General features: G+C 69.6%; 21 protein-coding genes. 15 read left to right on the top strand and 6 right to left on the bottom strand.

The window, feature by feature from the left end:
• Positions 1-11 precede the first annotated feature (11 nt).
• The 4 genes from uvrA to KD1_RS04375 all read left to right on the top strand — a co-directional run bounded on the left by uvrA (position 12) and on the right by KD1_RS04375 (position 4753).
• A complete protein-coding gene (uvrA, locus tag KD1_RS04390) occupies positions 12-3155 on the top strand; it encodes an excinuclease ABC subunit UvrA (RefSeq protein ID WP_068398071.1) in 3144 nt (1047 codons plus the stop codon).
• A 125-nt stretch (positions 3156-3280) separates the two neighbouring features.
• Positions 3281-3643, top strand: coding sequence for an ArsR/SmtB family transcription factor (locus KD1_RS04385; RefSeq protein ID WP_068398068.1), 363 nt, complete (start codon positions 3281-3283; stop codon positions 3641-3643).
• Positions 3640-4116: an SRPBCC family protein gene (locus KD1_RS04380; protein ID WP_068398065.1), complete on the top strand. Its 477-nt coding sequence runs from the start codon at positions 3640-3642 to the stop codon at positions 4114-4116. Before KD1_RS04385 ends, KD1_RS04380 begins: the two co-directional genes overlap by 4 nt.
• A 55-nt stretch (positions 4117-4171) precedes the next feature.
• Complete coding sequence (locus KD1_RS04375; RefSeq protein WP_068398061.1) at positions 4172-4753, top strand: HhH-GPD-type base excision DNA repair protein; 582 nt, start codon at positions 4172-4174, stop codon at positions 4751-4753.
• Between the two features lie 8 nt (positions 4754-4761).
• Here the strand turns inward: KD1_RS04375 and KD1_RS04370 are convergent, their stop codons facing one another.
• Entirely contained in the window at positions 4762-6174 is a 1413-nt protein-coding gene (locus KD1_RS04370) for a TIGR01777 family oxidoreductase (RefSeq protein WP_068398059.1), read from the bottom strand.
• Positions 6175-6253: 79 nt separating this feature from the next.
• On the opposite strand from KD1_RS04370, the gene pgi reads away from it, so the two are divergent.
• The 11 genes from pgi (at position 6254) to KD1_RS04315 (ending at position 17321) form a co-directional block, all read left to right on the top strand.
• Positions 6254-7930: a glucose-6-phosphate isomerase gene (pgi, locus tag KD1_RS04365; RefSeq protein ID WP_068398133.1), complete on the top strand. Its 1677-nt coding sequence runs from the start codon at positions 6254-6256 to the stop codon at positions 7928-7930.
• Positions 7927-8385 carry a Rieske (2Fe-2S) protein gene (locus tag KD1_RS04360; protein WP_068398056.1) on the top strand — a complete coding sequence of 153 codons (459 nt, stop codon included), beginning with the start codon at positions 7927-7929 and terminating at the stop codon, positions 8383-8385. The genes pgi and KD1_RS04360 overlap by 4 nt, the downstream gene beginning before the upstream one ends.
• A 28-nt stretch (positions 8386-8413) precedes the next feature.
• The gene (gene uvrC, locus KD1_RS04355) at positions 8414-10459 is read left to right on the top strand and encodes an excinuclease ABC subunit UvrC (RefSeq protein ID WP_157073166.1); all 2046 of its coding nucleotides are present in this window, start codon (positions 8414-8416) and stop codon (positions 10457-10459) included.
• Positions 10456-11424: an RNase adapter RapZ gene (gene rapZ, locus KD1_RS16490; RefSeq protein ID WP_157073165.1), complete on the top strand. Its 969-nt coding sequence runs from the start codon at positions 10456-10458 to the stop codon at positions 11422-11424. The genes uvrC and rapZ overlap by 4 nt, the downstream gene beginning before the upstream one ends.
• Positions 11421-12359 (top strand): gluconeogenesis factor YvcK family protein, encoded by a 939-nt coding sequence (locus KD1_RS04345; protein WP_068398054.1) that lies wholly within the window; start codon positions 11421-11423, stop codon positions 12357-12359. The genes rapZ and KD1_RS04345 overlap by 4 nt, the downstream gene beginning before the upstream one ends.
• A 73-nt stretch (positions 12360-12432) precedes the next feature.
• Positions 12433-13413: a DNA-binding protein WhiA gene (whiA, locus tag KD1_RS04340; RefSeq protein WP_068398127.1), complete on the top strand. Its 981-nt coding sequence runs from the start codon at positions 12433-12435 to the stop codon at positions 13411-13413.
• Positions 13414-13540: 127 nt separating this feature from the next.
• Positions 13541-14545 (top strand): type I glyceraldehyde-3-phosphate dehydrogenase, encoded by a 1005-nt coding sequence (gap, locus tag KD1_RS04335; protein ID WP_068398051.1) that lies wholly within the window; start codon positions 13541-13543, stop codon positions 14543-14545.
• Between the two features lie 31 nt (positions 14546-14576).
• A complete protein-coding gene (locus tag KD1_RS04330; RefSeq protein WP_068398049.1) occupies positions 14577-15782 on the top strand; it encodes a phosphoglycerate kinase in 1206 nt (401 codons plus the stop codon).
• Position 15783: 1 nt separating this feature from the next.
• Entirely contained in the window at positions 15784-16569 is a 786-nt protein-coding gene (gene tpiA / locus KD1_RS04325) for a triose-phosphate isomerase (protein WP_068398046.1), read from the top strand.
• Positions 16570-16658: 89 nt separating this feature from the next.
• Positions 16659-16904 (top strand): preprotein translocase subunit SecG, encoded by a 246-nt coding sequence (gene secG, locus KD1_RS04320; RefSeq protein ID WP_068398043.1) that lies wholly within the window; start codon positions 16659-16661, stop codon positions 16902-16904.
• A 66-nt stretch (positions 16905-16970) separates the two neighbouring features.
• The gene (locus KD1_RS04315; RefSeq protein ID WP_068398040.1) at positions 16971-17321 is read left to right on the top strand and encodes an RNA polymerase-binding protein RbpA; all 351 of its coding nucleotides are present in this window, start codon (positions 16971-16973) and stop codon (positions 17319-17321) included.
• On the opposite strand, the gene pgl is transcribed toward KD1_RS04315, so the two are convergent.
• The 5 genes from pgl to tkt form a co-directional block, all read right to left on the bottom strand.
• Positions 17311-18054 carry a 6-phosphogluconolactonase gene (gene pgl / locus KD1_RS04310; protein WP_068398124.1) on the bottom strand — a complete coding sequence of 248 codons (744 nt, stop codon included), beginning with the start codon at positions 18052-18054 and terminating at the stop codon, positions 17311-17313. The two genes, KD1_RS04315 and pgl, sit on opposite strands and share 11 nt — an antisense overlap.
• Complete coding sequence (locus tag KD1_RS04305; RefSeq protein WP_083542064.1) at positions 18047-19093, bottom strand: glucose-6-phosphate dehydrogenase assembly protein OpcA; 1047 nt, start codon at positions 19091-19093, stop codon at positions 18047-18049. Before KD1_RS04305 ends, pgl begins: the two co-directional genes overlap by 8 nt.
• Complete coding sequence (gene zwf, locus KD1_RS04300) at positions 19090-20634, bottom strand: glucose-6-phosphate dehydrogenase (protein ID WP_068398036.1); 1545 nt, start codon at positions 20632-20634, stop codon at positions 19090-19092. The genes KD1_RS04305 and zwf overlap by 4 nt, the downstream gene beginning before the upstream one ends.
• Entirely contained in the window at positions 20631-21752 is a 1122-nt protein-coding gene (tal, locus tag KD1_RS04295) for a transaldolase (RefSeq protein ID WP_068398034.1), read from the bottom strand. The genes zwf and tal overlap by 4 nt, the downstream gene beginning before the upstream one ends.
• Positions 21753-21819: 67 nt before the next feature.
• Complete coding sequence (tkt, locus tag KD1_RS04290; RefSeq protein ID WP_068398032.1) at positions 21820-23976, bottom strand: transketolase; 2157 nt, start codon at positions 23974-23976, stop codon at positions 21820-21822.
• Between the last annotated feature and the right edge of the window lie 181 nt (positions 23977-24157).

Below are 24157 nucleotides of genomic sequence, written 5' to 3'. Positions count from 1 at the left end.
ACCTTGACTGCGTGACTTCTGACGTTTCTGTTCGCACCGCCCGTCCCACGACGAACGACCGCCTGTTTGTCAGTGGCGCCCGCGAGCACAATCTCAAGGACGTCTCGGTCGACCTGCCGCGCGACAGCCTCATCGTGTTCACGGGGTTGTCCGGCTCGGGCAAGTCGTCGCTGGCGTTCGACACGATCTTCGCCGAGGGGCAACGTCGTTATGTCGAATCGCTGTCGTCCTACGCCCGGATGTTCCTCGGGCAGATGGACAAACCGCAGGTCGACTTCATCGAGGGGCTCTCACCGGCCGTCTCCATCGACCAGAAGTCCACCAACCGCAACCCCCGGTCGACCGTCGGCACGATCACCGAGGTCTACGACTACCTCCGGTTGCTGTACGCCCGGGCCGGCCGCCCGCACTGCCCGACGTGTGGTGAGCCCATCGCGCGCCAGACGCCGCAGCAGATCGTCGACAAGCTGCTCGAACTGCCCGAGCGCACGAGGTTCCAGGTGCTCGCGCCGGTGGTCAAGGCGCGCAAGGGTGAGTTCGTCGACCTGTTCGCCGAACTGCAGTCCTCCGGTTTCTCGCGCGCTCGGGTTGATGGTGAGGTGATCTCGCTCAGCGATCCGCCGAAGCTGGCCAAGCAGATCAAGCACACGATCGAGGTGGTCGTCGACCGCCTCGTGGCCAAGGGTGATGACGCCGGGGCCAAGCGGCGCCTGACCGACTCGGTCGAGACCGCCCTGGGGTTGGCCGGCGGCATCGTGCTCATCGACTTCGTCGACCTTGACCCCACGGACCCGGGCCGCGAACGGCGCTTCAGCGAGAAGATGGCCTGTCCGAACGACCATCCGATCGCGATCGACGAGATCGAGCCACGGTCATTCTCGTTCAACAGCCCGTTCGGGGCGTGTCAGACCTGCGACGGCATCGGTACCGAGCTCGAGATCGACCCTGAACTCGTCGTCCCCGACCCGGAGCTCAGTCTGGCCGAGGGGGCGATCCAGCCGTGGGCGACCGGCACCCAGTCGGCGCAGTACTTCCAGCGCATCATGGACGCGCTGTCGGCGGAGATGAAGTTCTCCATGGACACGCCGTGGCATGCCCTGCCGGACCGGGCCAAGGAGGCCCTGCTTCACGGCAAGAACCACAAGGTCCAGGTGCGCTACAAGAACCGGTGGGGGCGCGAACGCTCCTATTCGACCGGGTTCGAGGGCGTCATCGCCTTCATCAAGCGTCGCCACGCGGAGACGGACTCCGACGCGAGCCGGGAGAAGTACGAGGGGTACATGCGGCAGGTGCCGTGCCCCGCGTGCCACGGAGCGCGGTTGCGCCCGGAGATCCTCGCCGTCACCGTCGGCGGTCTGTCCATCGCGCAGCTGTGCGCGCTCTCGATTCGCGAGACGCACGCGTTCCTGCGTGACGTGGAACTGTCCGAGCGCGAGGCGGCCATCGCCGAGCGCGTGCTCAAGGAGGTCGATGCCCGACTCGGCTTCCTCCTCGACGTCGGGTTGGACTACCTCTCCCTGGAGCGGGCCGCGGCCACGCTCAGCGGTGGTGAGGCGCAGCGCATCCGGCTGGCCACGCAGATCGGGTCCGGTCTCGTCGGTGTGCTGTACGTGCTCGACGAACCCAGCATCGGACTGCACCAGCGCGACAACCACCGGCTCATCGAGACCCTGACGCGACTGCGGGACATGGGCAACACGCTCATCGTCGTCGAGCACGACGAGGACACCATCGCCACCGCGGACTGGGTGGTCGACATCGGTCCGGGGGCGGGGGAGCACGGTGGCCACGTCGTCCACTCCGGCACCGTCACGGGCCTGCTGGAGCACCCCGAGTCGATCACCGGCAAGTACCTGTCCGGGCGGTTGGAGATCCCTGTACCGGCCGTGCGACGCCCGCAGGACCCCCAGCGGTGGGTCACGGTCAAGGGCGCACGCCAGAACAACCTGCAGAACATCGACGTGTCGTTCCCCCTGGGCAACCTCGTCGCGGTGACCGGGGTCTCGGGGTCGGGCAAGTCGACGCTGGTCAACGACATCCTCTACAACGTCCTGGCGAACAAGCTCAACCGCGCCCGCCGCGTTCCCGGCCGGCACCGCACGGTGACCGGTCTGGAGCACCTCGACAAGGTCGTGCACGTCGACCAGAGCCCCATCGGTCGCACGCCGCGATCCAACCCCGCGACGTACACCGGGGTGTTCGACCACATCCGTCGCCTGTTCGCCGAGACGACCGAGGCGAAGGTCCGCGGGTACCAGCCCGGGCGCTTCTCCTTCAATGTCAAGGGCGGTCGCTGCGAGGCCTGCGCGGGGGAGGGGACGATCAAGATCGAGATGAACTTCCTTCCCGACGTGTACGTGCCGTGCGAGGTGTGCCACGGAGCGCGGTACAACCGCGAGACCCTCGAGGTCCACTTCAAGGGTAAGTCGATCGCCGAGGTGCTCGACATGCCCATCGAGGAGGCCGAGGACTTCTTCGCTGCCGTCCCGTCGATCGCGCGGCACATGGCGACGCTGAACTCGGTCGGGTTGGGGTACGTGCGCCTGGGGCAGCCGGCGACGACCCTCTCCGGTGGTGAGGCGCAGCGCGTCAAACTCGCCAGCGAACTGCAGAAGCGCTCGAACGGGCGCAGCATCTACGTGCTCGACGAGCCGACGACGGGTCTGCACTTCGAGGACATCCGCAAACTGCTGCTCGTGCTGCAGGGGTTGGTCGACAAGGGCAACTCGGTCCTCGTCATCGAGCACAACCTCGACGTCATCAAGAGCGCCGACTGGATCGTCGACATGGGCCCCGAGGGCGGCGCCGGGGGTGGCACGGTCGTGGCGCAGGGCACGCCGGAGGACGTCGCGGCGGTCGCCGGGTCGTACACCGGGCAGTTCCTCGCGCCGATTCTGGCGAAGGCGCAGCCCGCCATCGTCGGAGCGCCGTCCGCGAACGGCAACGGGTCGCCCGCAACGAAGGCCGCGGCCACAAAGACGGCCGCAAAGAAGACTGCGGCGACAAAGACCGCCGCGAAGAAGACCGCGGCGACAAAGACCGCCGCGAAGACGACCTCAACGACAAAGCGCGCCGCCCCGGCCAAGCGCACCGCGACGAAGTCGGTGAGTTCCAAGGCGTCCGCCGCCGCGCGCCGCGCCCGAGCCGCCGGCTGAGGCCAGTTGCTCGGGCCGCCGGCAGTCGCCGGGGCGAGGTACGCCCGCACCCTTGTGCGGTCCGATCCAGCGGTGCTACCGTGGTGTTGTCAACCAATAGATTGATCAAGCAGAAGGTTGATGACATGTCTGAGCGCGACGACGACCTCGATCGGGCCTTCTTGGCCTTGGCGGATCCCGTGCGTCGCGCCATCGTCGCCCGCCTCAGCCGCGGGCCGGCGACCGTCAACGAGTTGGCCGCCCCGTTCGACATCAGCAAGCAGGCGGTGTCGAAGCACATCCAGGTGCTGGAGCAGGCCGACCTCGTCACCCGGAGCCGTGACGCCCAACGACGTCCGGTCCACCTCAACCCCGCCCGGCTCGAGGCCCTCACGGCCTGGATCGACCGCTATCGGTTGGTCCACGAAGCACGATTCCGTGCCCTTGATGCGCTCGTGTCAACCACCACGCCGGGCGAACCTGACGACGCAGTGCAGGAGTCATCATGAGCAACCCACTCGAGATCAACGCCCCGGAAGGCACGCCCTTCCTCGAGTTCACGCGTGTCATCGACGCACCCCGCGAGGCGGTCTTCCGCGCCCACACCGACCCGGAACTGGTCCGTCAGTGGCTCGGTCCGCGGAGCATGGAGATGACCATCGACACGTACGACGCCCGCACCGGTGGCGAGTACCGCTACACGCACCAGAACGCCGAGGGGACCTACGGGTTCCGAGGCACCTTCCACACCGTCCGTGAGGACTACCTGGTGCAGACCTTCGAATTCGACGGCTGGCCCGACGGTGTCTCCCTCGACACGATGCGACTGGTCGACCTCGGCGACGGCCGCACCCGGTTGGAGGGTCGCAGCGTCTTCCTCACGGTCGAGGAGCGCGACGGTGCCGTCGCCAGCGGCATGGCCGGTGGCATGGAGGAGGGCTACCAGCGCCTTGAGGAGTTGGTCGGCCAACCCGCCCGCTGAGCCGGTCACCACGGCTCGACGCCACCCGAGCACGGAGGGTGGGACCATGGCAGACATGACTCCCACCCTCCGCCTCGTTGACGACCCGGACACCGACGCACTGCTCTCGGAGAACCCGTTCGCGCTCCTGGTCGGCATGCTCCTGGACCAACAGGTGCCGATGGAGGTGGCCTTCGCCGGCCCGGCGAAGATCCTCGGGCGGTTCGGGAGCCTCGATCCGGCGACGATCGCGTCGGCCGACCCGGAGGAGTTCCTCGCCGATTTCGCCCAGCCTCCCGCCGTCCACCGGTTCCCGAAATCCATGGCGCAACGGGTGCAGGCGCTGGCCGCGGCCGTGGCCGACGACTGGGGTGGCGACACGACGACCATCTGGACCGACGGCGCTCCGACCGGCAAGCAGATTCTCACGCGACTCAAGGCGCTGCCCGGGTTCGGCGAGCAGAAGGCGAAGATCTTCCTGGCACTGCTCGGCAAGCAGTGTGGGCTCGACGCGCCCGGCTGGCGCGAGGCGGCGGGCGACTACGGCGTCGAGGGCAGCCACCGGTCCATCGCCGACGTCGTCGACCCCGAGTCGCTCCTGGCGGTGCGGGCCTTCAAGAAGGAGCAGAAGGCCGCGGCCAAGGCAGCCAAGGCCTGAACGACGCGCTAACGCGCCAACGCGTGCCGGAGCGCCGTGTCGAGACCGGGCTGGGCGAACGTATACCCCAGCGAGGCCAGCCGGTCCGCCGACACGAACTGATCGGTCTCGACGAGTTCGGCGGCGCCGTCGGCCCCCAGCAGCAGCCGCGGCCCGAACGCCGGGGTCGGCACGAGCGAGGGTCGATGCATGACCCGCCCGACCCCGTGGGCGAACTCCGCGGCTGTGGCCGGTTCCGGGGCGACGGCGTTGACGAGGCCGGACCACGTCGGGTCGAGGACCGCCGTGGCGTACACGCGCGCCATGTCATCCAGGCCGATCCAGCTCAGGGACGCGTCGGCGCGCGTCAGCCGTCCACCCGCTCCGACCCAGAACAGTGGCACCTGCAGGGCCAGCGCCCCGGCGGCGGCGCCGAGGACGATGCCGGTGCGGAGCAGCACGAGTCGGACACCGTGCTCCGTCACCGGCTGTGCGGCCGACTCCCACTGCGCGACGACGTCGGCGAGGAACCCGGGCCCCTGCGCCGACGCCTCGTCGAGCACCTCGCCGGGTCGCTGCGGCCCGTAGAACCCGATCGCGCTGGCGTTGACCAACACCCCCGGACCCTCGTCGCCGGCGGCCGCGATGGCCCGCACCAGGGTGGTCGTCGCGTCGAGGCGTGACTCACGGATCTCCGTTCGGGCCCGTGTCGTCAGGCGTCCGGCGATGCTGCGGCCCGACAGGTTGACCACGGCGTCGGCGCCCGGCAGCGCCGCCGGGTCGACCTCGCCCGTGGCCGGGTTCCAGCTGAACTCGTCGGGGGTGCGCGTCGGCCGGCGCACCAGCCGACGCACCTCGTGGCCGCCGCTGGTGAGCAGCGCACACAGTTGGGTGCCGATCATCCCCGACGCCCCGGACACGACCACCACGCGCGGCGTGCCCGACCACCGCGCGTGCAGCGCGAGGTCGGCCCGCAACTGCTCCTCGCGGAACCGGAAGAGGCCCGCCAGGTATCGGCGCACCGCGCGGTCGGCCACGGCCCCGAGACCAGCGGGCAGGCGCCACTTCACCCGGTCGATGACCGTCGTGCCACCGCCTTCAGCGTCGATGAACTCGTGCTCGTGTCGCCAGGACGCCATCGGTCCGCGCACCTGCTCGTCGACGAAGCGTGCGCCGGGCTCGAAGTCGCGATGCACGACCTCCCACGTCAGCCCGGGCCGCGACACCACGCGGGCGAGGGCCGCGGGCCAGAGCGCCTCGAGCGTCGGAGCGGAGATCCGCACCGTCATGCGGGAGCCGTCGCGGATGCCGTCGGACGGCCCGCTGATTGGGGTCGCGGAGCCGGGCGGCGTCAGGCGGGTGAACGCCCCCGGTCGTTCGTGCCAGGCGAACACTTCGGAGCGTGGGAGGGGCAGCGTCGTGCGGTGCTCGACAACCGGCATGAGGACTCCTCATCGAGGTTGGCCGCCGACGGCCACAGGTGTCAGGCGACTGTCGGCATGTGCTGACAGTATGGGCCCCATGAGCGCACCGATCGATGCCACCACCACCTCCGCCTGGGCTCGCCTGACCGACCTGCACGATCACCTGACCCCGGATCTGCGGAGCTGGTTCGCGCAGGACCCCGCCCGGGCCGACCGGCTCGTGTTCCAGGCCGGCGATCTTCGGATCGACCTGTCCAAGAACCTCATCACCGACGACATCGTCACCGCGTTGGTCCAACTCGCCGACGAGGTCGACCTGGTCGGTCGGCGCGAGGCCATGTTCACCGGCGAGCACATCAACGTCACCGAGGACCGCGCCGTCCTGCACACCGCGCTGCGGGCCCCTGCCGGCACGGCCCTGACCGTCGACGGGCAGAACGTCGACGCCGACGTCCAGGCCACGCTGCGCCGGGTCGAGGCGTTCGCCGAGCAGGTGCGCTCGGGCCAGTGGCGTGGGGTGACCGGAGAACCGATCACCACCGTCGTCAACATCGGCATCGGCGGTTCCGACCTCGGCCCGGTCATGGCGTACGAGGCGCTCAAGCCGTACGTCCAGGACGGCCTGGAGTGCCGGTTCGTCTCCAACATCGATCCGACCGACATCGCGCAGACCACCCGCGACCTCGACCCGGCCACCACGCTGTTCATCGTCGCCAGCAAGACGTTCACCACCCTCGAGACCCTGACCAACGCCCGGCTCGCCAAGGCGTGGCTGCTCTCGGAGCTGGAGAGCGACGGGGTCATCGACGGTACGACGGAGCAGCAGGCCGGCGCCGTGGCCAAGCACTTCGTGGCCGTCTCCACCGCTCTGGACAAGGTCGCCGACTTCGGCATCGACCCGGCGAACGCCTTCGGCTTCTGGGACTGGGTGGGCGGTCGATACTCCGTCGACTCGGCCATCGGCACGTCGCTGATGATCGCCATCGGCCCGGAGGCCTTCGGCGAGTTCCTCGACGGGTTCCACACCATCGACGAGCACTTCCGACGCACCCCGACCGCGCAGAACGGCCCGGCGCTCATGGGACTGCTCAACGTCTGGAACGTCAACTTCCTCGGCGCCGCCACACACGCCGTGCTGCCGTACGCGCAGTATCTGCACCGCTTCCCGGCGTACCTGCAGCAGCTGACCATGGAGTCCAACGGCAAGTCCGTGCGCTGGGACGGCACCCCCGTCACGACCGCCACCGGAGAGGTGTTCTGGGGCGAACCGGGCACCAACGGGCAGCACGCGTTCTACCAGTTGATCCACCAGGGCACCCAGCTCATCCCGGCCGACTTCATCGCCGTGGCCAACCCCGCCGACCCGCTCGTCGACGGTGACGCCGACGTTCACGAACTGTTCCTGGCCAACTTCTTCGCGCAGACCGCGGCCCTCGCCTTCGGCAAGACGGCCGACGAGGTGCGGGCCGAGGGCACCCCCGAGCACATCGTGCCGGCGCGGGTCTTCAGCGGCAATCGCCCGACGACGTCGATCATGGCTCCGGCCCTGACGCCGTCCGTCCTGGGCCAACTCATCGCCCTGTACGAGCACATCACCTTCACCCAGGGGATCGTCTGGGGCATCGACTCGTTCGACCAATGGGGTGTCGAGCTGGGCAAGAAGTTGGCCAAGGAGATCACCCCGGCGATCACCGGGGACGAGGCCGCCCTGGCCGCCCAGGATCCATCCACCCGCGCCGCGATCGCCTACTACCGCCAGGAGCGCAGCGCATGAGCACCGAACCGACACAGCCCGGCCGACGCCGCGTGGTGCTGGGGGCCGTCGGCGGTCTGGGGGCCGTCGGCGTCGCCTCGGCACTGACGGCGTGCGGCGGGTCGAACGACCCCACCATCCCGCCGGAGGAATCGGCCGCCTCCAGCGAGTTGTCGAGCAACGGCACCCTGGACGTCAAGGCGTCCGACATCGCCGTCGGTGGGGGAGTGATCGTCGAATCGGCCAAGGTCGTCGTCACCCAACCCGCGAAGGGCACGTTCAAGGCCTTCAGCGCCATCTGCCCCCACCAGGGATGCGTCGTCGCCAAGATCGTGGACAACGTCATCACCTGCCCGTGCCACACGTCGACGTTCAACGCCGAGACCGGGGCGGTCCTGGGAGGGCCGTCGCCCAGCCCGCTGGCACCCCACCAGCTCACGGTGAAGGGCGACACGATCACGCTGCCGTCCGCCTGACGACGGGCGCGTCGTAAGGTCTGAACCCATGGCCGATCCCGCTTCCTATCGACCCGCACCCGGGTCGATCCCCACGGAGCCCGGTGTCTACCGATTCCGGGATACGCACGGCCGGGTCATCTACGTGGGCAAGGCCAGGTCGCTGCGCCAGCGACTCTCCTCGTACTTCCAGGACGTCGCCGGCCTGCACCCGCGCACGGCGACGATGGTCCACACCGGCGCGAGCGTCGAGTGGACCGTCGTCGCCAACGAGGTCGAGGCGCTCCAGCTGGAGTACTCCTGGATCAAGGAGTTCGACCCGCGGTTCAACGTCAAGTACCGCGACGACAAGTCCTACCCGTACCTCGCCGTGACGATGGGGGAGGAGGTGCCGCGCGCGATGGTGATGCGCGGCGCCAAACGCAAGGGCACCCGATACTTCGGCCCCTACACGCACGCGTGGGCGATCCGCGAGACGCTCGACCTGCTGCTGCGCGTCTTCCCGCTGCGCACCTGCAGCAAGGGCGTCTACCAGCGCGCCGCCCAGGTCGGTCGGCCCTGCCTGCTCGGCTACATCGACAAGTGCTCCGCCCCGTGCGTCGGCCGGGTGTCGGTCGAGGAGCACCGCGCCATCGCCGCGGACTTCTGCGACTTCATGGCCGGCGACACCGGCCGATTCGTCAAGCGCGTCGAGGCCGAGATGAAGGCGGCGGCGGCCGATCTCGAGTTCGAACGCGCCGCGCGGCTGCGGGACGACGTCACCGCGCTCCGCCAAGCCCTGGAGAAGTCGGCGGTCGTGCTGCCCGACGCCACCGATGCCGATGTCTTCGGTGTGGCCGACGACGAACTCGAGGTGGCGATCCAGGTCTTCCACGTGCGTGGCGGGCGGATCCGCGGCCAGCGCGGGTGGGTGGCCGAGAAGGTGCACGAGGATCTGCCCGGCATCATCGAGCACCTCCTGCAGCGCGTCTACGGCGGCGAGACCGGTGAGACCCCGCCTCGCGAGGTGCTCGTCCCCGTGCTGCCCGACGACCACGTGGCGCTGAGCGGGTGGCTCGCCGAGCAACGCGGGAGCGCGGTCGACCTGCGCGTCCCGCAGCGCGGCGACAAGCGGGCGCTGATGGAGACCGTGACCCGCAACGCCACCCAGGCCCTCGCCCGGCACAAGGTCGCCCGGGCCGGTGACCTGACCGCCCGCAGCCAGGCCCTCGCCGACCTCCAGGAGGCCCTCGGCCTCGACGACGCTCCGCTGCGCATCGAGTGCTACGACATCAGCCACGTCCAGGGCACCAACATCGTCGGCTCGATGGTCGTGTTCGAGGACGGGCTGCCCCGCAAGTCCGAGTACCGCCGGTTCATCGTCAAGGAGGCCCAGGACGACACCGCGGCCATGCACGAGGTGCTCACGCGCCGCTTCACCCGCCTGAAGGAAGGGATGCACCCCTCCGACACCGGCTCGGACAGCCCCACCGACCTCGAGGCCCCCACCGACCCGGGCCCGCGCCGCCGGTTCGCCTACCCACCCAACCTCGTCGTCGTCGACGGGGGCCTGCCGCAGGTCAACGCCGCGCAGCAGGTGCTCGACGAGCTCGGGATCGACGATGTTGCGCTCGTGGGCCTGGCCAAGCGACTCGAGGAGGTCTGGGTGCCCGGCGAGGAGTTTCCGATCATCCTGCCGCGCACCAGTGAGGGCCTCTACCTCCTGCAACGGGTGCGCGACGAGGCCCATCGCTTTGCCATCATCTTCCATCGTCAGCGGCGCAGCAAGGCGATGACCGCCAGCGCCCTCGACGGGATCCCCGGCCTGGGGGAATCGCGCCGCGCAGCCCTGCTGACCCACTTCGGTTCGGTCAAACGTGTCCGGGCCGCGTCCACGGTCGAACTGCAGGAGGTCAGCGGCATCGGCCCAGCCCTGGCCGACGCGATCGCCGCACACTTGGCAGAATCGACCCCGACCGCCCCGACCATCAACCTCACCACTGGTGAGGTGATCGACGTGGCCGACCGCGGCCCTGAGGTCGGCCACGACAACCCCATCACCACCGACCCCCCACCAATCCGGGACACCCCGGAGGAGGCGAGCAACCAGCCATGACCGAGGGCCCCGCCCAGCGACGCCTGGAGATCACCGAGGACACCCCGACCGGGCTCATTCCCACCTTCTCCACCCACGACCAGCGATTCCCCAGGGTCGAGTTCGTCATCATCACCGGGATGAGCGGTGCCGGCCGCTCCACCGCCGCGAAGGTGCTCGAGGACGGCGGGTGGTATGTCATCGACAACCTCCCACCGCAGCTGTTGACCAACGCCGCCGACCTCGCCGTGGGCATCCAGTCCGCCACGCCGGGGGAGTCGATCGTGCGGGTGGCCGTCGTCGTCGACGTGCGGTCGCGGAACTTCTTCTCCTCCCTCGACGGCGAACTCACCCGCCTGGTGCGAGCCGGGTGGCGCCCGCATCTGGTGTTCCTCGACGCCACCGACGAGGCGTTGGTCCGCCGTTTCGAGAGCGTGCGCCGGCCCCATCCGCTGCAGGGCGAGGGCCGACTGCTCGACGGGATCCATGCCGAGCGCGAGACCTTGGCGCACGTCCGGTCCCGGGCAGACGTCATCATCGACACCTCCGGGCTCAACGTGCACCAACTCGCGCGCAAGATCGCCCCGATGTTCACGCCGACCAAACGGCACCGGATCCGCATGGCCGTCGTCTCGTTCGGGTTCAAGTACGGAGTCCCGCTCGATGCCGACTTCGTGTTCGACATGCGGTTCCTGCCCAACCCGTACTGGGTGCCCGAACTGCGCGCGCACACCGGGCGCGATCAGGCCGTGGCAGAGTTCGTCATGAGGCAGGAGGGGGCGATGGAGTTCCTCGAGCGCGTCGAGCACCTCCTCGAACCCGTCGTCGCCGGGTACGTGCGAGAGGAGCGCCGTTACGTCACCGTCGCGGTCGGGTGCACCGGGGGCAAACACCGCTCCGTGGCCATGGCCGAGGCACTGACCGAACGACTGCGCAACGACGACACCGCGACGTTCGTCGTGCACCGTGACCTGGGGCGGGAGTGACCAGCCCGAAGGTGGTGGCCCTCGGCGGCGGACATGGGCTCTACGCCTCGCTCTCCGCGCTCCGACTCGTCACCGAGGACGTGACCGCCGTCGTCACCGTCGCCGACAACGGCGGCTCCAGCGGACGACTCCGGGAGGACTTCGACGTCCTGCCCCCGGGGGACCTGCGCATGGCCCTGTCGGCGCTGTGCGACGACTCCGAGTGGGGGCACACGTGGCGCGACGTGCTGCAGCACCGATTCTCCGGCGACGGGGAACTGTCGGGGCACGCGCTGGGCAACCTGCTCATCGTCGCGCTGTGGCAGCTCAACCCCGACCCGGTGACCGGACTCGATCTCGTCGGGAGCCTGCTCAATGCCAGGGGCCGGGTGCTGCCGATGGCGTCGGTGCCGCTGAGCATCCAGGCCGAGGTCGCCGGGCTCGACCCCGATGACCCCGACGCCAGCACGACCGTGACGGGGCAGGTGGCCGTCGCTCGGGCTCGCGGCCGAGTCGAGTCCATCGAACTCATCCCGCCGGATCCGCCCGCGTGCGGGGAGGCCATCGACGCCGTGCGTGGCGCCGACTGGCTCGTGTTCGGGCCCGGGTCGTGGTTCACGTCCGTCCTGCCGCACCTGCTCGTGCCGGAGCTGCGCGATGCCATCGTCGAGACGACGGCGCGGCGGATGATCGTGCTCAACCTCGAACTCAACACCGCCGAGACGTTCGGCTTCACCGCCGAGCAGCACCTGTCCGTGCTCGCCGAGCAGGCTCCCGGCATCCGGTTCGATGTCGTCCTGGCCGATCCGAGCGTCGTCGAGGATGAGGATTCGCTGCGCGCCGCTGCCGCCGCGCTTGGCGCCGAACTCGTCATCCAACCGGTGAGACGACGCGGGCGGATCCGGGTTCACGACTCCCTGCGTTTGGCGGCGGCCCTGGCGGACATCCTCACCTGAACGCTGTGCCCGTGGTCCCGATCCTCACCGGCTCGGGACCACTCGGCGTGTCGGAGGTGCGATCATGGTCGCCATGGCCATGACTGCACAGGTGAAGGACGAGCTCAGCCGTCACGAGGTGACGAAGACCTGCTGCCGCAAGTCCGAGGTCGCCACGGTGCTCCGTTTCGCCGGCGGGCTGCACATCGTGGGCGGGCGGATCGTCGTCGAGGCCGAGTTGGGCACCGCCCAGGCCGCGCGGCGGCTGCGCCGTGAACTTGCCGAGCTGTACGGCCACCAGACCGAACTGCTCGTGCTCGCGGCCAGTGGCATCCGCAAGGGCAGCCGCTACGTCGTCCGGGTGCCGCAGGACGGGCAGACGTTGGCCCGCCAGACCGGACTCATCGACGGGCGTGGCCACCCGGTGCGTGGGCTGCCGCCCAAGGTCGTCGGGTCGGGCACCTGCTGCGCCGAGGCCGCTTGGCGCGGCGCCTTCATCGCCCACGGCTCGTTGACCGAGCCGGGCCGCAGCTCTGCGCTGGAGATCACCTGCCCCGGCCCGGAGGCCGCGTTGGCACTGGTCGGCGCGGCCCGCCGACTCGGGATCGCGGCCAAGGCCCGGGAGGTGCGTGGGGTCGACCGGGTCGTCATCCGGGACGGGGACGCCATCGGCGCCATGCTCACCCGCCTCGGCGCCCACGACGCGGTGCTGGCCTGGGAGGAACGTCGGATGCGCCGAGAGGTGCGGGCCACCGCCAATCGCCTGGCCAACTTCGACGACGCGAACCTACGACGCTCCGTTCGGGCCGCCGTCTCGGCCGGTGCCCGGGTCGAGCGAGCGATGGAGATCCTCGGGGACGACGTGCCGCCGCACCTCGTCGAGGCCGGTCGGCTGCGCATCGAACACAAGCAGGCCTCTCTCGAGGAGCTCGGCCAGCTCGCCGAGCCGCCCATGACCAAGGACGCCGTCGCCGGGCGCATCCGGCGCCTGCTGGCCATGGCCGACAAGCGTGCCGATGAACTGGGCATCCCCGACACCGAGGCCGGTCTGACCCCCGAGATGCTCGACGGCTGATCCGGGGCACGGCCCTGGCCACGACAAACGCAGGGGGCGGGTCCTGCCGCGCCGGTGTCCACCCAATAGGCTGGTGCCAAGGCCGCTGGCCGGCGGCCGTTTCACCGTCTGGAAGGCACAGGACACCATGACCGTTCGTGTAGGTATCAATGGCTTCGGCCGCATCGGTCGCAACTTCTTCCGCGCCGTCGTCGCCTCGGGTGCCGACATCGAGATCGTCGGCGTCAACGACCTGACCGACAACAAGACGCTCGCACACCTGCTCAAGTACGACTCGATCCTTGGTCGCTTCCCCGGTGAGGTGACCTACGACGAGACGTCCATCACCGTCGACGGCAAGTCCTTCGCCGCGATGGCCGAGACCGACCCGGCCAAGCTGCCGTGGGGCGACCTCGGTGCCGACATCGTCATCGAGTCGACCGGTCGCTTCACCGACGCGACCAAGGCCAAGGCCCACATTGAGGCCGGTGCCAAGAAGGTCATCATCTCCGCTCCGGCGAAGAACGAGGACGTCACCATCGTCATGGGCGTCAACGACGACTCGTACGACCCGGCCGCGCACTCGATCATCTCCAACGCGTCCTGCACGACGAACTGTCTGGCCCCGATGGCCAAGGCGCTCAACGACGGCCTGGGCATCAACAAGGGTCTGATGACGACGATCCACGCGTACACCGCCGACCAGAACCTCCAGGACGGTCCGCACAAGGATCTGCGTCGCGCCCGCGCGGCCGCCCTGAACATCGTGCCGACCACGACCGGTGCGGCCAAGGCCGTCGCCCTCGTGCTGCCCGAGCTCAAGGGCCGCCTCGACGGCTTCGCCCTGCGCGTGCCGGTGCCGACCGGTTCGGCGACCGACCTCACCTTCGAGGCCGCCCGAGAGACCACCGTCGAGGAGGTCAACGCCATCGTCAAGGCCGCCGCCGAGAGCACGATGAAGGGCTTCCTGACCTACACCGAGGACGACATCGTCTCCAAGGACATCGAGACCGACCCGGCCTCGTGCATCTTCGACGCCGGCCTGACCCGCGTCAACGGCAACCAGGTCAAGGTCGTCGGCTGGTACGACAACGAGTGGGGCTACTCCAACCGTCTCGTCGACCTGACCGCCCTGGTCGGCTCGAAGCTCTGATCCGACCCCACCACAAGGAAGGCACAGACCCGTGACCACGATCGCCGATCTGGGTGACCTGCGCGGCAAGCGCGTCCTCGTCCGAAGCGACCTCAACGTCCCGCTCGACGGCGACGTCATCACCGACGACGGTCGGATCCGTGCGTCCGTGCCGACCATCACGGCCCTGTCCGAGGCGGGCGCACGCGTCATCGTGTGCGCCCACCTCGGACGGCCCAAGGGTGCCCCGGACCCGCAGTATTCCCTGCAGCCCGTGGTGGGCCGTCTGGGTGAACTCCTGGGCCGGCCAGTCACCTTCGCCACCGACACTGTCGGTGAGTCCGCGCAGGCGGCCGTCGCGGCGATGGCCGACGGCGACGTCGTCCTGCTGGAGAACCTGCGCTTCAACCCTGGCGAGACGAGCAAGGACGAGGCGGAGCGCGGTGCGTTCGCCGACCAGCTCGCCGCCTTGGCCGATGCCTACGTCTCGGACGGCTTCGGCGTCGTCCACCGCAAGCAGGCCTCCGTCTATGACATCGCCACCCGGCTGCCATCGGCCATGGGCGGTCTCGTCCAGGCCGAGGTCGAGGTGCTCAAGCAGCTCACCGAGGACCCGAAGCGCCCGTACGCCGTCGTGCTCGGCGGGGCCAAGGTCGCCGACAAGCTCGCGGTCATCGACAACCTCATGAAGACCGCCGACCGCCTGCTCATCGGCGGTGGGATGCTCTTCACCTTCCTCAAGGCCCAGGGCCACGAGGTGGGCACGTCCCTGCTCGACGAGGAGAAGGTCGCCACCTGCGCCGAGTACCTCGAGCGTGCCACAGCCGCCGGTGTCGAGATCGTCCTGCCGGTCGACATTGTCGTGGCGCCCGACTTCTCCGACGCCGGCCCGGTTCAGGTCGTCGCCGCCGACGCGATCCCGGCCGACCAGATGGGCCTGGACATCGGCCCGGAGAGCGCGAAGCTGTACGCCGAGAAGCTCGCCGACTGCCAGACGGTGTTCTGGAACGGCCCGATGGGCGCATTCGAGATGGCTCCGTTCGCCGACGGTACGAAGGCCGTGGCCCAGGCGCTCGTCGAGGCGACCGCGAACGGTGCCCTGACCGTCGTCGGTGGCGGCGACTCCGCCGCAGCGGTGCGTCAGCTCGGGTTTGCCGATGACCAGTTCACCCACATCTCCACCGGTGGCGGTGCCTCCCTCGAGTACCTCGAGGGCAAGGAACTGCCCGGTGTCGCCGTCCTGACGAAGGGCAACTGACATGGCGCGCACCCCCCTCATGGCGGGCAACTGGAAGATGAACCAGGACCACCTCCAGGCGGTCCACCTCGTACAGAAGCTCGACTGGACCCTCAAGGACGGCAAGTTCGACTTCGAGGACGTCGAGGTGGCCGTGCTGCCCCCGTTCACCGACCTGCGCAGCGTCCAGACCGTCGTCGAGGCCGACAAGCTTGGGATCGCCTACGGCGGGCAGGACCTGTCGGTGCACGACTCCGGCGCCTACACCGGCGAGATCTCCGGCGCCTTCCTCGCCAAGCTGGGCTGCACCTACGTCGTCATCGGCCACTCGGAGCGTCGTGAGCATCACCACGAGTCCGACGAGTTGCTCAACGCGAAGGTGCAGGCAGCCTACCGTCACGGCCTGACGCCCATCCTCTGCTGCGGGGAGGGCCTTGACGTGCGCAAGGCAGGCGGCCAGGTCGCCCATGTCCTCGCCCAGATCGAGGCCGACCTCGCCGGCATTCCGGCCGAGCAGGCGGCCACGATCGTCATCGCCTACGAGCCGATCTGGGCCATCGGCACCGGTGAGGTCGCTACCCCAGAGGACGCGCAGGAGGTGTGCGCGGCCATTCGTGCCAAGCTCGCCGAGCTGTACTCCGACGACCTGGCCGACAAGGTCCGCATCCTCTACGGAGGTTCGGTCAAGTCCGGCAACGTCGCGGCCATCATGGCCAAGGAGGACGTCGACGGTGCCCTCGTCGGCGGCGCCTCGCTCGATGCCGAGGAGTTCGCCACAATCGCGCGTTTCAAGGAGCACGCGATCTGATCACCCCCGCGCACCGCGCGGACATCAACGCAGAGCGCTCGGGTTCGGGGGTATCCTGACCCGAGCGCTCTCCCGTGGAAGGAACCTTCGTGGACGCAGTCCGTATTGCCCTGCAGGTTGTTCTGGTCGCCTCCGGCCTGATCCAGACGCTGCTGATCCTGTTGCACAAGGGCAAGGGCGGTGGCGTCTCCGACATGTTCGGTGGCGGTATCTCGACGTCCGTGGGTTCGTCCTCCGTCGCCGAGCGGAACCTGACCCGTTTCACGGTCATCATCGCCCTGATCTGGGTCGTCTCGATCGTGGGCATCGGCCTGATCGATCGCTTCGACGCCTGAGACCGCACACACATCCACACCGCCCGCGCGTCGACGCCCGGGCAATGCTGAAAGGACACATCCGTCATGGCAGGTGGTAACGCCATCCGCGGCAGCCGCGTCGGTGCCGGCCCCATGGGGGAGGCCGAGCGCGGCGACGCGGCCCCCAAGGTCACCGTGTCCTACTGGTGCGCCAACGGCCACGTGACCCGACCCTCGTTCGCGCGCGAGCAGGGGCTCGTCATCCCCGAGACGTGGGACTGCCCGCGGTGCGGGTTCCCGGCCGGCCAGGACCAGGAGAACCCGCCCGGTCCGCCGAAGGCCGAGCCGTACAAGACGCACTTGGCCTATGTGAAGGAGCGTCGTAGCGACGACGAGGGTCAGGCGCTGCTCGAGGAGCGCCTCGGCGAACTCCGCGACCGGGGTCTCATCCAGTAACGCCGGCCGCGGCCGCGTCGACGAGCCAGCACGTGGCCTCGCGGCCGCGCACCTGGGCAGCCGAACTGCGCTCCGGATCGGCGCCGTCCAGGCCGAGGCGAACCGCCTCGGCCTTGTCGTTCCCGGACACGAGGAACCACACCTGCCGGGTGTTGCGCAACGCCTCGAACGTCAAGGACACGCGCGTCGGCGGGGGTTTGGGGGAGTCGTGCACCGCCACGACCAGGCCCGCGGCCTGCTGCTGCGGGTGGCCGGGGAACAGTGAGGCCACGTGGCCGTCCGGGCCGACACCCAACATGACGACGTCGAAGAACGGCGCGTCACCCGTGCCGTACCCCGCCCGCCCGAGCTCGGCGGCGTAGTCGCTCGCCGCCTGCTCCGCATCGGCCGTGGCGCCGACCGGGGCCGGTGCCATGACGTGCACGCGTGCGGGGTCGACCGGCACGTGGTCGATCAGTGCCTCCCGGGCCTGGACCTCGTTCCGCTCGGGGTCCCCACCGGGCAGCACCCGCTCGTCGCCCCACCACAGGTCGACCCGAGCCCAGTCGATGGCCGACGCGCCCGGCTGGGTGCGCAGGGCGGCGAGGGAGGCCGCACCCATCGACCCGCCGGTCAGGACGAGCTGGGCCACACCGCGCTCCGCCTGCGCGTCGAGGATGGCGGTGAGCAACCGCGCTCCGACGGCTGCTGACAACGCCGCCTTGTCCGGGTGGACGACGGGCATCTCAGGCATCGGCACCGTCGACCATCTCGGCATGGTGGTCGTGCTTGATGCTCTTGGCGGCCTCTCGCATCGCCCGGATCGCGTCGTCGCGACTGAGGGTGAGGCCGAGATCGGCCGCCTCCTTCGCCGACAGCGAGGTCGCCTTCGACACCTTCTTCAGACCCCGCGTGAGGCTTTCGCCGTAGACATCGTCCGGGTCGAGTCGGCGCAGCTCCTCGGCCAGGCATTCGGCGTCGGTGCGGTGGGCCAGCGAGATCAGCCGGGCCGGCTGCTGCGGGGCGAGCATCGTGGCCGTGTCACCCTCGGGTCGCAGCAGGTCGATCGGTCCGGAGTCCCGTTCGAGCCGGACGCCGAGGACGCCCGACCCGCCGTCCGTGCGCGCCAAGGTGGCGGAGGCACCGAGCGTGAGGCTCAACCAGCCGACCAGAAGGTCGGCCGACGGCGAGTCACTCGCGCCCACGACGGTCACCGGCTCGTGCGGCGGCTGGTCCAGGGCCGAGGCGAGCAGGCCCCGCCAGCGGGTGATGCGACCCCATGCGAGGTCGGTGTCCCCGCCGACGTACGTCGCCGCCCGCTTCACGAGGGCCTGATGCGGGTTCTTGGCGGTGGCGGCATCGGTGATGCGGCGCTGGGCCATCGCCCCGATCGGGTCCTCGGCCACCGACGACGGCGCCTCCGACGGCCACCACGCCACGACGGGGGAGTCGGGCAACAGGAACGGGGTGACGACCGACTGGGGATGCCCCGCCAGTTGGCCGTACAGGCGCATGACGACCATCTCCGAGGCGCCGGCGTCACCGCCGAGCCGGATCTGCGCGTCGAGGCGGGTCTTGCCCCGCTTGGTCCCCGCGATGACGCAGACGATGCGGCTGGGGTGTTGCCGCGTCGCCTGGCCGGCCACCTCGAGGGCGTGGTCGGCGCAGTCCTCGTCGGCGACGGTGATGAGGGTCAGAACACGCCCCAGGGCCATCGACCCGGTGTTCTCGCGAAGCCGGACCAGGCGCTTGCTGACGTCGGTGGTCGTGGTGTTCGGCAGATCGACGATCATGGCACTCTCCAGTGACGTCCCTCGCGGGCGAGCATGTCGTGAGCGGACTGGGGGCCCCAGCCACCGGCCGGGTACTGGTCGAGGGGCTCCGTGTGGGCGGCCCAGTATTCCTCGATCGGGTCGAGGATCCGCCAGGAGAGCTCGACCTCCTCGTGCCGGGGGAAGAGCGGCGGATCACCGAGCAGGACGTCGAGGATCAGGCGCTCGTACGCCTCGGGGGAGGACTCGGTGAAGGCCCGGCCGTAACCGAAGTCCATCGAGACGTCACGCACCTCCATCTGCGACCCGGGGACCTTCGCCCCGAAGCGCAGCGTGACCCCCTCGTCGGGCTGGACGCGGATGACGACCGCGTTCTGACCGAGCTCCTCGGTGGCCGTCTGCTCGAAGGGCAGGTGCGGTGCCTTCTTGAACACGACGGCGATCTCGGTGGCGCGTTTGCCGAGGCGCTTGCCGGTGCGCAGGTAGAACGGCACCCCGGCCCACCGTCGCGTGTTGATCTCGAGGCGCACCGCCGCGAACGTCTCCGTCGTCGATCCCGGCGCCACCCCGGTCTCGTTGAGGTAGCCGAGCACCTGCTCCGCGCCCTGCCAGCCGGCCGCATACTGGCCCCGAGCCGTGGCGGCGCCGAGGTCGTCGGGCAGTTGCACGGCCGCGAGGACCTTCTCCTTCTCGGCCCGCAGGTGGTCGGCCGCAAACGAGAGCGGCTCCTCCATCGCGGTCAGCGCGAGCAGCTGCAGCAGGTGGTTCTGGATGACGTCCCGCGCCGCGCCCACCCCGTCGTAATACCCCGCGCGGCCACCGATGCCGATGTCCTCGGCCATGGTGATCTGCACGTGGTCGATGTTCTGGGCGTTCCAGATCGGTTCGAAGATCTGGTTGGCGAACCGCAGTGCCAGCAGGTTCTGGACCGTCTCCTTGCCCAGGTAGTGGTCGATGCGGAACACCGAGTCGGGCGGGAAGACGGACTCGACGGTCGCGTTCAGCTCCTGGGCGCTGGCCAGATCGTGACCGAACGGCTTCTCGATGACGACGCGTCGCCACGCTCCGTTGCCGCCCGTGGACAGGCCCGAGCGCTCCAACTGCTGGAGCACCTGGGAGAACGACGCCGGGGGGATCGACAGGTAGAACGCGTGGTTGCCGCCGGTGCCGCGGGTCTCGTCCAGCTCCTTGACGGTCTTGGCGAGGAGGTCGAAGGCGGCGTCATCCTCGAAGGTTCCCGGCACGAAGCGGATGCCCTCGGCCAGTGTGCGCCACACCTCCTCCCGAAAGGGGGTGCGGGCATGCTGCTTGATGGAGTCGTGGACGATCTCGCCGAAGTCCTGATCGGCCCAGTCGCGTCGGGCGAACCCGACGAGGGAGAAGCCCGGCGGGAGCAGGCCCCGGTTGCCCAGATCGTAGATCGCCGGCATCAACTTCTTGCGGGCCAGGTCACCGGTCACGCCGAACATGACCATCGAGCATGGCCCTGCGATGCGGGGCAGCCGCTTGTCGCTGGGGTCCCGGAGCGGGTTGACCCACTCCGTCTGGGATCCGCGGCTCATGCCGGCTGGTTCGCCTTCTCCAGGTTGGCCTGCAGCTCGTCGAGCAACTGCTGCCATGAGGCGCTGAACTTCTCGACACCCTCACGCTCGAGCTGGGCGGTGACGTCGGCGTACGAGACACCGAGCCGCTCGAGGGCGTCCATGATCGCGCTGGACTCGACGAAGGTGTTCGCGACCGTGTCGCCGGTGATCTCACCGTGGTCGGCAACCGCGTCGAGCGTCTTCTCCGGCATGGTGTTGACCGTGTTCGGCGCCACGAGTTCGGTGACGTACAGGGTGTCCGGGTAGTCCGGGTTCTTCACGCCCGTCGAGGCCCACAGCGGACGCTGCTCGTGCGCCCCGTCGTCGGCCAACGACCGCCAGCGCGGAGTGGAGAAGACCTCTTCGTAGGCGTGGTACGCCAGACGGGCGTTGGCCACCCCGGACGTCCCACGCAGCGCCAGCGCCTCCTGAGAACCGATGGTGGTCAGTCGTGCGTCGACCTCGGTGTCCATGCGGGAGACGAAGAAGGAGGCGACCGACCGGATCGTCGACAGGTCGATGCCGTTCTTCTGCGCGGTCTCGAGCCCGAGCAGGTAGGCGTTCATGACCCCGCGGTAGCGGTCCAGCCCGAAGATCAGGGTGACATTGACGCTGATGCCGCTGCCCAGCACCTGGGTGATCGCCGGCAGACCCTCGGTCGTGGCCGGGATCTTGATGAGCAGGTTCGGCCGGTCGACCCGCTCCCACAGTTCCTTGGCCTGGGCCACGGTGCCGGCGGTGTCGTGCGCCAAGCGCGGGTCCACCTCGATCGAGACGCGACCATCCAGGCCGCCGGTGGCGTCGTACACCGGGCGCAGCACGTCACAGGCCTCCTGGACGTCCTGCGTGGTGATGGCGAACACGGCCGTGTCGACGTCGGCGCCCTGTGCGGCGAGTTCGCCGACCTGCTCGGCGTACGACTCTCCGTCGGACAGCGCGTTCTGGAAGATCGTCGGGTTGGTGGTCACCCCGACGACCCCCTTGTTCGCGATCAGTGTGGCCAGGCCACCCCCACGGATACGTTCGCGGGACAGGTCATCGAGCCAGATCGAGACCCCAGCATCGGCCAGGGCGTTCAGCGCGGCATTCTCAGTCATGGTCACTCCAAGGGGGTTGAGGTGGCGGCCAATGACCGCCGGGCGGTGATCCGTGGGGGTGGTGGGTTCAGGCGTGGGTGCCGGCGGCCTCGATCGACGCGTGGGCCGCGGCGACGACGTTCTCGACGGTGAAGCCGAACTCGGTGAAGAGCACCGATCCCGCGGCGGAGGCGCCGAAGTGCTCGATGCTCAGGATGCGGCCGGCGTCGCCGACCAGGTCATGCCAGCCCTGGGCGACCCCGGCCTCGACCGAGACGCGGGCGCGGACCGCGGGCGGCAGCACCTCGTCGCGGTACTCCGGCGACTGGCGGTCGAACCATTCGCGCGACGGCACGGAGACGACGCGGGTACCGATCCCGGCGGCCTCGAGCTCGGTCCGCGCGTCGACGGCCAGGTGCACCTCGGAGCCGGTGGCCAGCAGGATGACCTGCGGGGTCGGCGTCGAGGACTCGGCCAGGACGTACGCGCCCTTGATCGCGCCCTGCGCCGAGGCGTAGACCGACCGGTCGAGCGTCGGCAGGTTCTGCCGCGACAGGGCCAGGCCCGTCGGGTGGGCGTTGCGCAGGATCTGGCCCCACACCACGGAGGTCTCGTTGGCGTCCGCCGGGCGGACGACGTCCAGGCCCGGCATGGCCCGCAGCGACGCGAGGTGCTCGATCGGCTGGTGGGTCGGGCCGTCCTCGCCCAGGCCGACGGAGTCGTGGGTCCACACGAACGTCACCGGCAACTGCTGGATCGCGGCCAGGCGCACGGCCGGGCGCATGTAGTCGGAGAAGACGAGGAACGTCCCGCCGTAGGGACGGGTCAGACCCTCGAGCGCGATGCCGTTGAGGATCATCCCCATGGCGTTCTCACGGATGCCGAAGTGCAGCGTGCGACCGTACGGCCCGCCCTGCCACGTGGCCGTCTGGTGCTCGGTGGGCACGAACGACGGCTCGCCCTTCATTGTCGTGTTGTTCGACCCAGCGAGGTCGGCCGAACCGCCCCATAACTCGGGCATGACGGGGGCCAGGGCGTTGAGCACCGTGCCGGAGGCTGCCCGGGAGGCGACGCCCTTCTCACTGGCCTCGAACGTCGGCAGGGCCGCGTCGAGGTCGGCGGGCAGTTCCCCGGCCAGCAGGCGGTCCAGCAGCGCGGCCGCGTCGACGTTCGCGGTGCGCCATGCCTGGTAGCGCTCCTCCCATTGGGCGTGGGCGGTGGCGCCCCGCTCGGCGGCGACCTTGCGGGTGTGGGTCAGGACCTCGTCCTCGACCGCGAACGACTGCTCCGGGTCGAAGCCCAGCAGGGTCTTGGTCGCGGCGATCTCGTCGGCCCCGAGGGCCGCGCCGTGGGAGGCGCCGGTGTCCTGGGCGGTCGGGGCAGGCCAGGCGATGATCGTGCGCAGGACGATCAGGGTCGGCTTGCCCTGGGTTGCCTTGGCCTCGTGGCAAGCGGCCAGCAGCGCGTCGACGTCCTCGACGTACGCCGCTCCGTCGCCGTTCTTGCGCCAGTCGACGGTGATGGTGTGCCAGCCGTAGGCCTCGTACCGCTTGGCCACGTCCTCGCTGAAGGAGACGTTCGTGTCGTCCTCGATCGAGATGCGGTTCTGGTCGTAGATGACCGTGAGGTTGTCGAGCTGCTGGTGCCCGGCCAGGGACGAGGCCTCCGAGGCCACACCCTCCTGGAGGTCGCCGTCGGAGGCGAGTACCCAGATGTGGTGGTCGAACGGCGACTCACCGGCGGGCGCCTGCGGGTCGAGCAGTCCGCGCTGGCGGCGCTGGGCCATGGCCATGCCGACCGAGGAGGCCAGACCGGAGCCGAGCGGCCCGGTGGTGATCTCGACGCCGGGGGTGTGTTTGACCTCGGGGTGGCCCGGGGTGAGCGAGCCCCACGTGCGCAGCGACTCGAGGTCACGCAGCTCCAGCCCGAGACCGTTGAGGTAGAGCTGGATGTACTGGGTCAGCGAGGAGTGCCCGCAGGAGAGAACGAAACGGTCACGGCCGAGCCAAGCGACGTCGGCCGGGTCGTATGTCATGACGGACTGGTACAGGAGGTATGCCACGGGGGCCAGGCTCATCGCCGTACCCGGGTGACCGTTGCCGGTTTTCTGGACGGCATCGGCGGCGAGGAGTCGGGCGGTGTCGACGGCGCGAACATCGAGGTCGCTCCAGCCGGCCTGCGTCGCCACGGGCAACGGCAGGGTGGTCGAGCGGGTCGTCGCACTGTGGTCACGGGTGGTCGTCAACGTGTTCTTCTTTCTGGGGGAGCGCCGCGCCCCGGCAGTTCCGGAGTCATCCACCCCGCAGCCTAGTCACCCAGGCTGACAATGGGGTATCAGACATTCGCGCGCTCCACGATACGATGATCGTTGACCTTGCCACCCGCCCCTCGGCCGTGCGTGGCACCCTGCGAACCCAGAGGCATCG

This window comes from Kribbia dieselivorans NBRC 106261 (genome assembly GCF_001552435.1).
GTDB lineage: Bacteria > Actinomycetota > Actinomycetes > Actinomycetales > Dermatophilaceae > Kribbia > Kribbia dieselivorans.
Note: the sequence above shows the minus strand (reverse complement) of the source record. Positions and strands in the feature narration are given on the sequence as shown.

Excerpts from the sequence above, each read along its gene's own strand:
- KD1_RS04375 (WP_068398061.1), top strand. The coding sequence starts at position 4,172 with ATGACTCCCACCCTCCGCCTCGTTGACGACCCGGACACCGACGCACTG.
- zwf (WP_068398036.1), bottom strand. The coding sequence starts at position 20,634 with ATGAGCCGCGGATCCCAGACGGAGTGGGTCAACCCGCTCCGGGACCCC.
- pgi (WP_068398133.1), top strand. The coding sequence starts at position 6,254 with ATGAGCGCACCGATCGATGCCACCACCACCTCCGCCTGGGCTCGCCTG.
- rapZ (WP_157073165.1), top strand. The coding sequence starts at position 10,456 with ATGACCGAGGGCCCCGCCCAGCGACGCCTGGAGATCACCGAGGACACC.
- tpiA (WP_068398046.1), top strand. The coding sequence starts at position 15,784 with ATGGCGCGCACCCCCCTCATGGCGGGCAACTGGAAGATGAACCAGGAC.
- KD1_RS04315 (WP_068398040.1), top strand. The coding sequence starts at position 16,971 with ATGGCAGGTGGTAACGCCATCCGCGGCAGCCGCGTCGGTGCCGGCCCC.
- uvrC (WP_157073166.1), top strand. The coding sequence starts at position 8,414 with ATGGCCGATCCCGCTTCCTATCGACCCGCACCCGGGTCGATCCCCACG.
- KD1_RS04385 (WP_068398068.1), top strand. The coding sequence starts at position 3,281 with ATGTCTGAGCGCGACGACGACCTCGATCGGGCCTTCTTGGCCTTGGCG.
- KD1_RS04380 (WP_068398065.1), top strand. The coding sequence starts at position 3,640 with ATGAGCAACCCACTCGAGATCAACGCCCCGGAAGGCACGCCCTTCCTC.
- whiA (WP_068398127.1), top strand. The coding sequence starts at position 12,433 with ATGGCCATGACTGCACAGGTGAAGGACGAGCTCAGCCGTCACGAGGTG.
- pgl (WP_068398124.1), bottom strand. The coding sequence starts at position 18,054 with ATGCCTGAGATGCCCGTCGTCCACCCGGACAAGGCGGCGTTGTCAGCA.
- gap (WP_068398051.1), top strand. The coding sequence starts at position 13,541 with ATGACCGTTCGTGTAGGTATCAATGGCTTCGGCCGCATCGGTCGCAAC.
- KD1_RS04370 (WP_068398059.1), bottom strand. The coding sequence starts at position 6,174 with ATGCCGGTTGTCGAGCACCGCACGACGCTGCCCCTCCCACGCTCCGAA.
- KD1_RS04305 (WP_083542064.1), bottom strand. The coding sequence starts at position 19,093 with ATGATCGTCGATCTGCCGAACACCACGACCACCGACGTCAGCAAGCGC.
- KD1_RS04360 (WP_068398056.1), top strand. The coding sequence starts at position 7,927 with ATGAGCACCGAACCGACACAGCCCGGCCGACGCCGCGTGGTGCTGGGG.
- tal (WP_068398034.1), bottom strand. The coding sequence starts at position 21,752 with ATGACTGAGAATGCCGCGCTGAACGCCCTGGCCGATGCTGGGGTCTCG.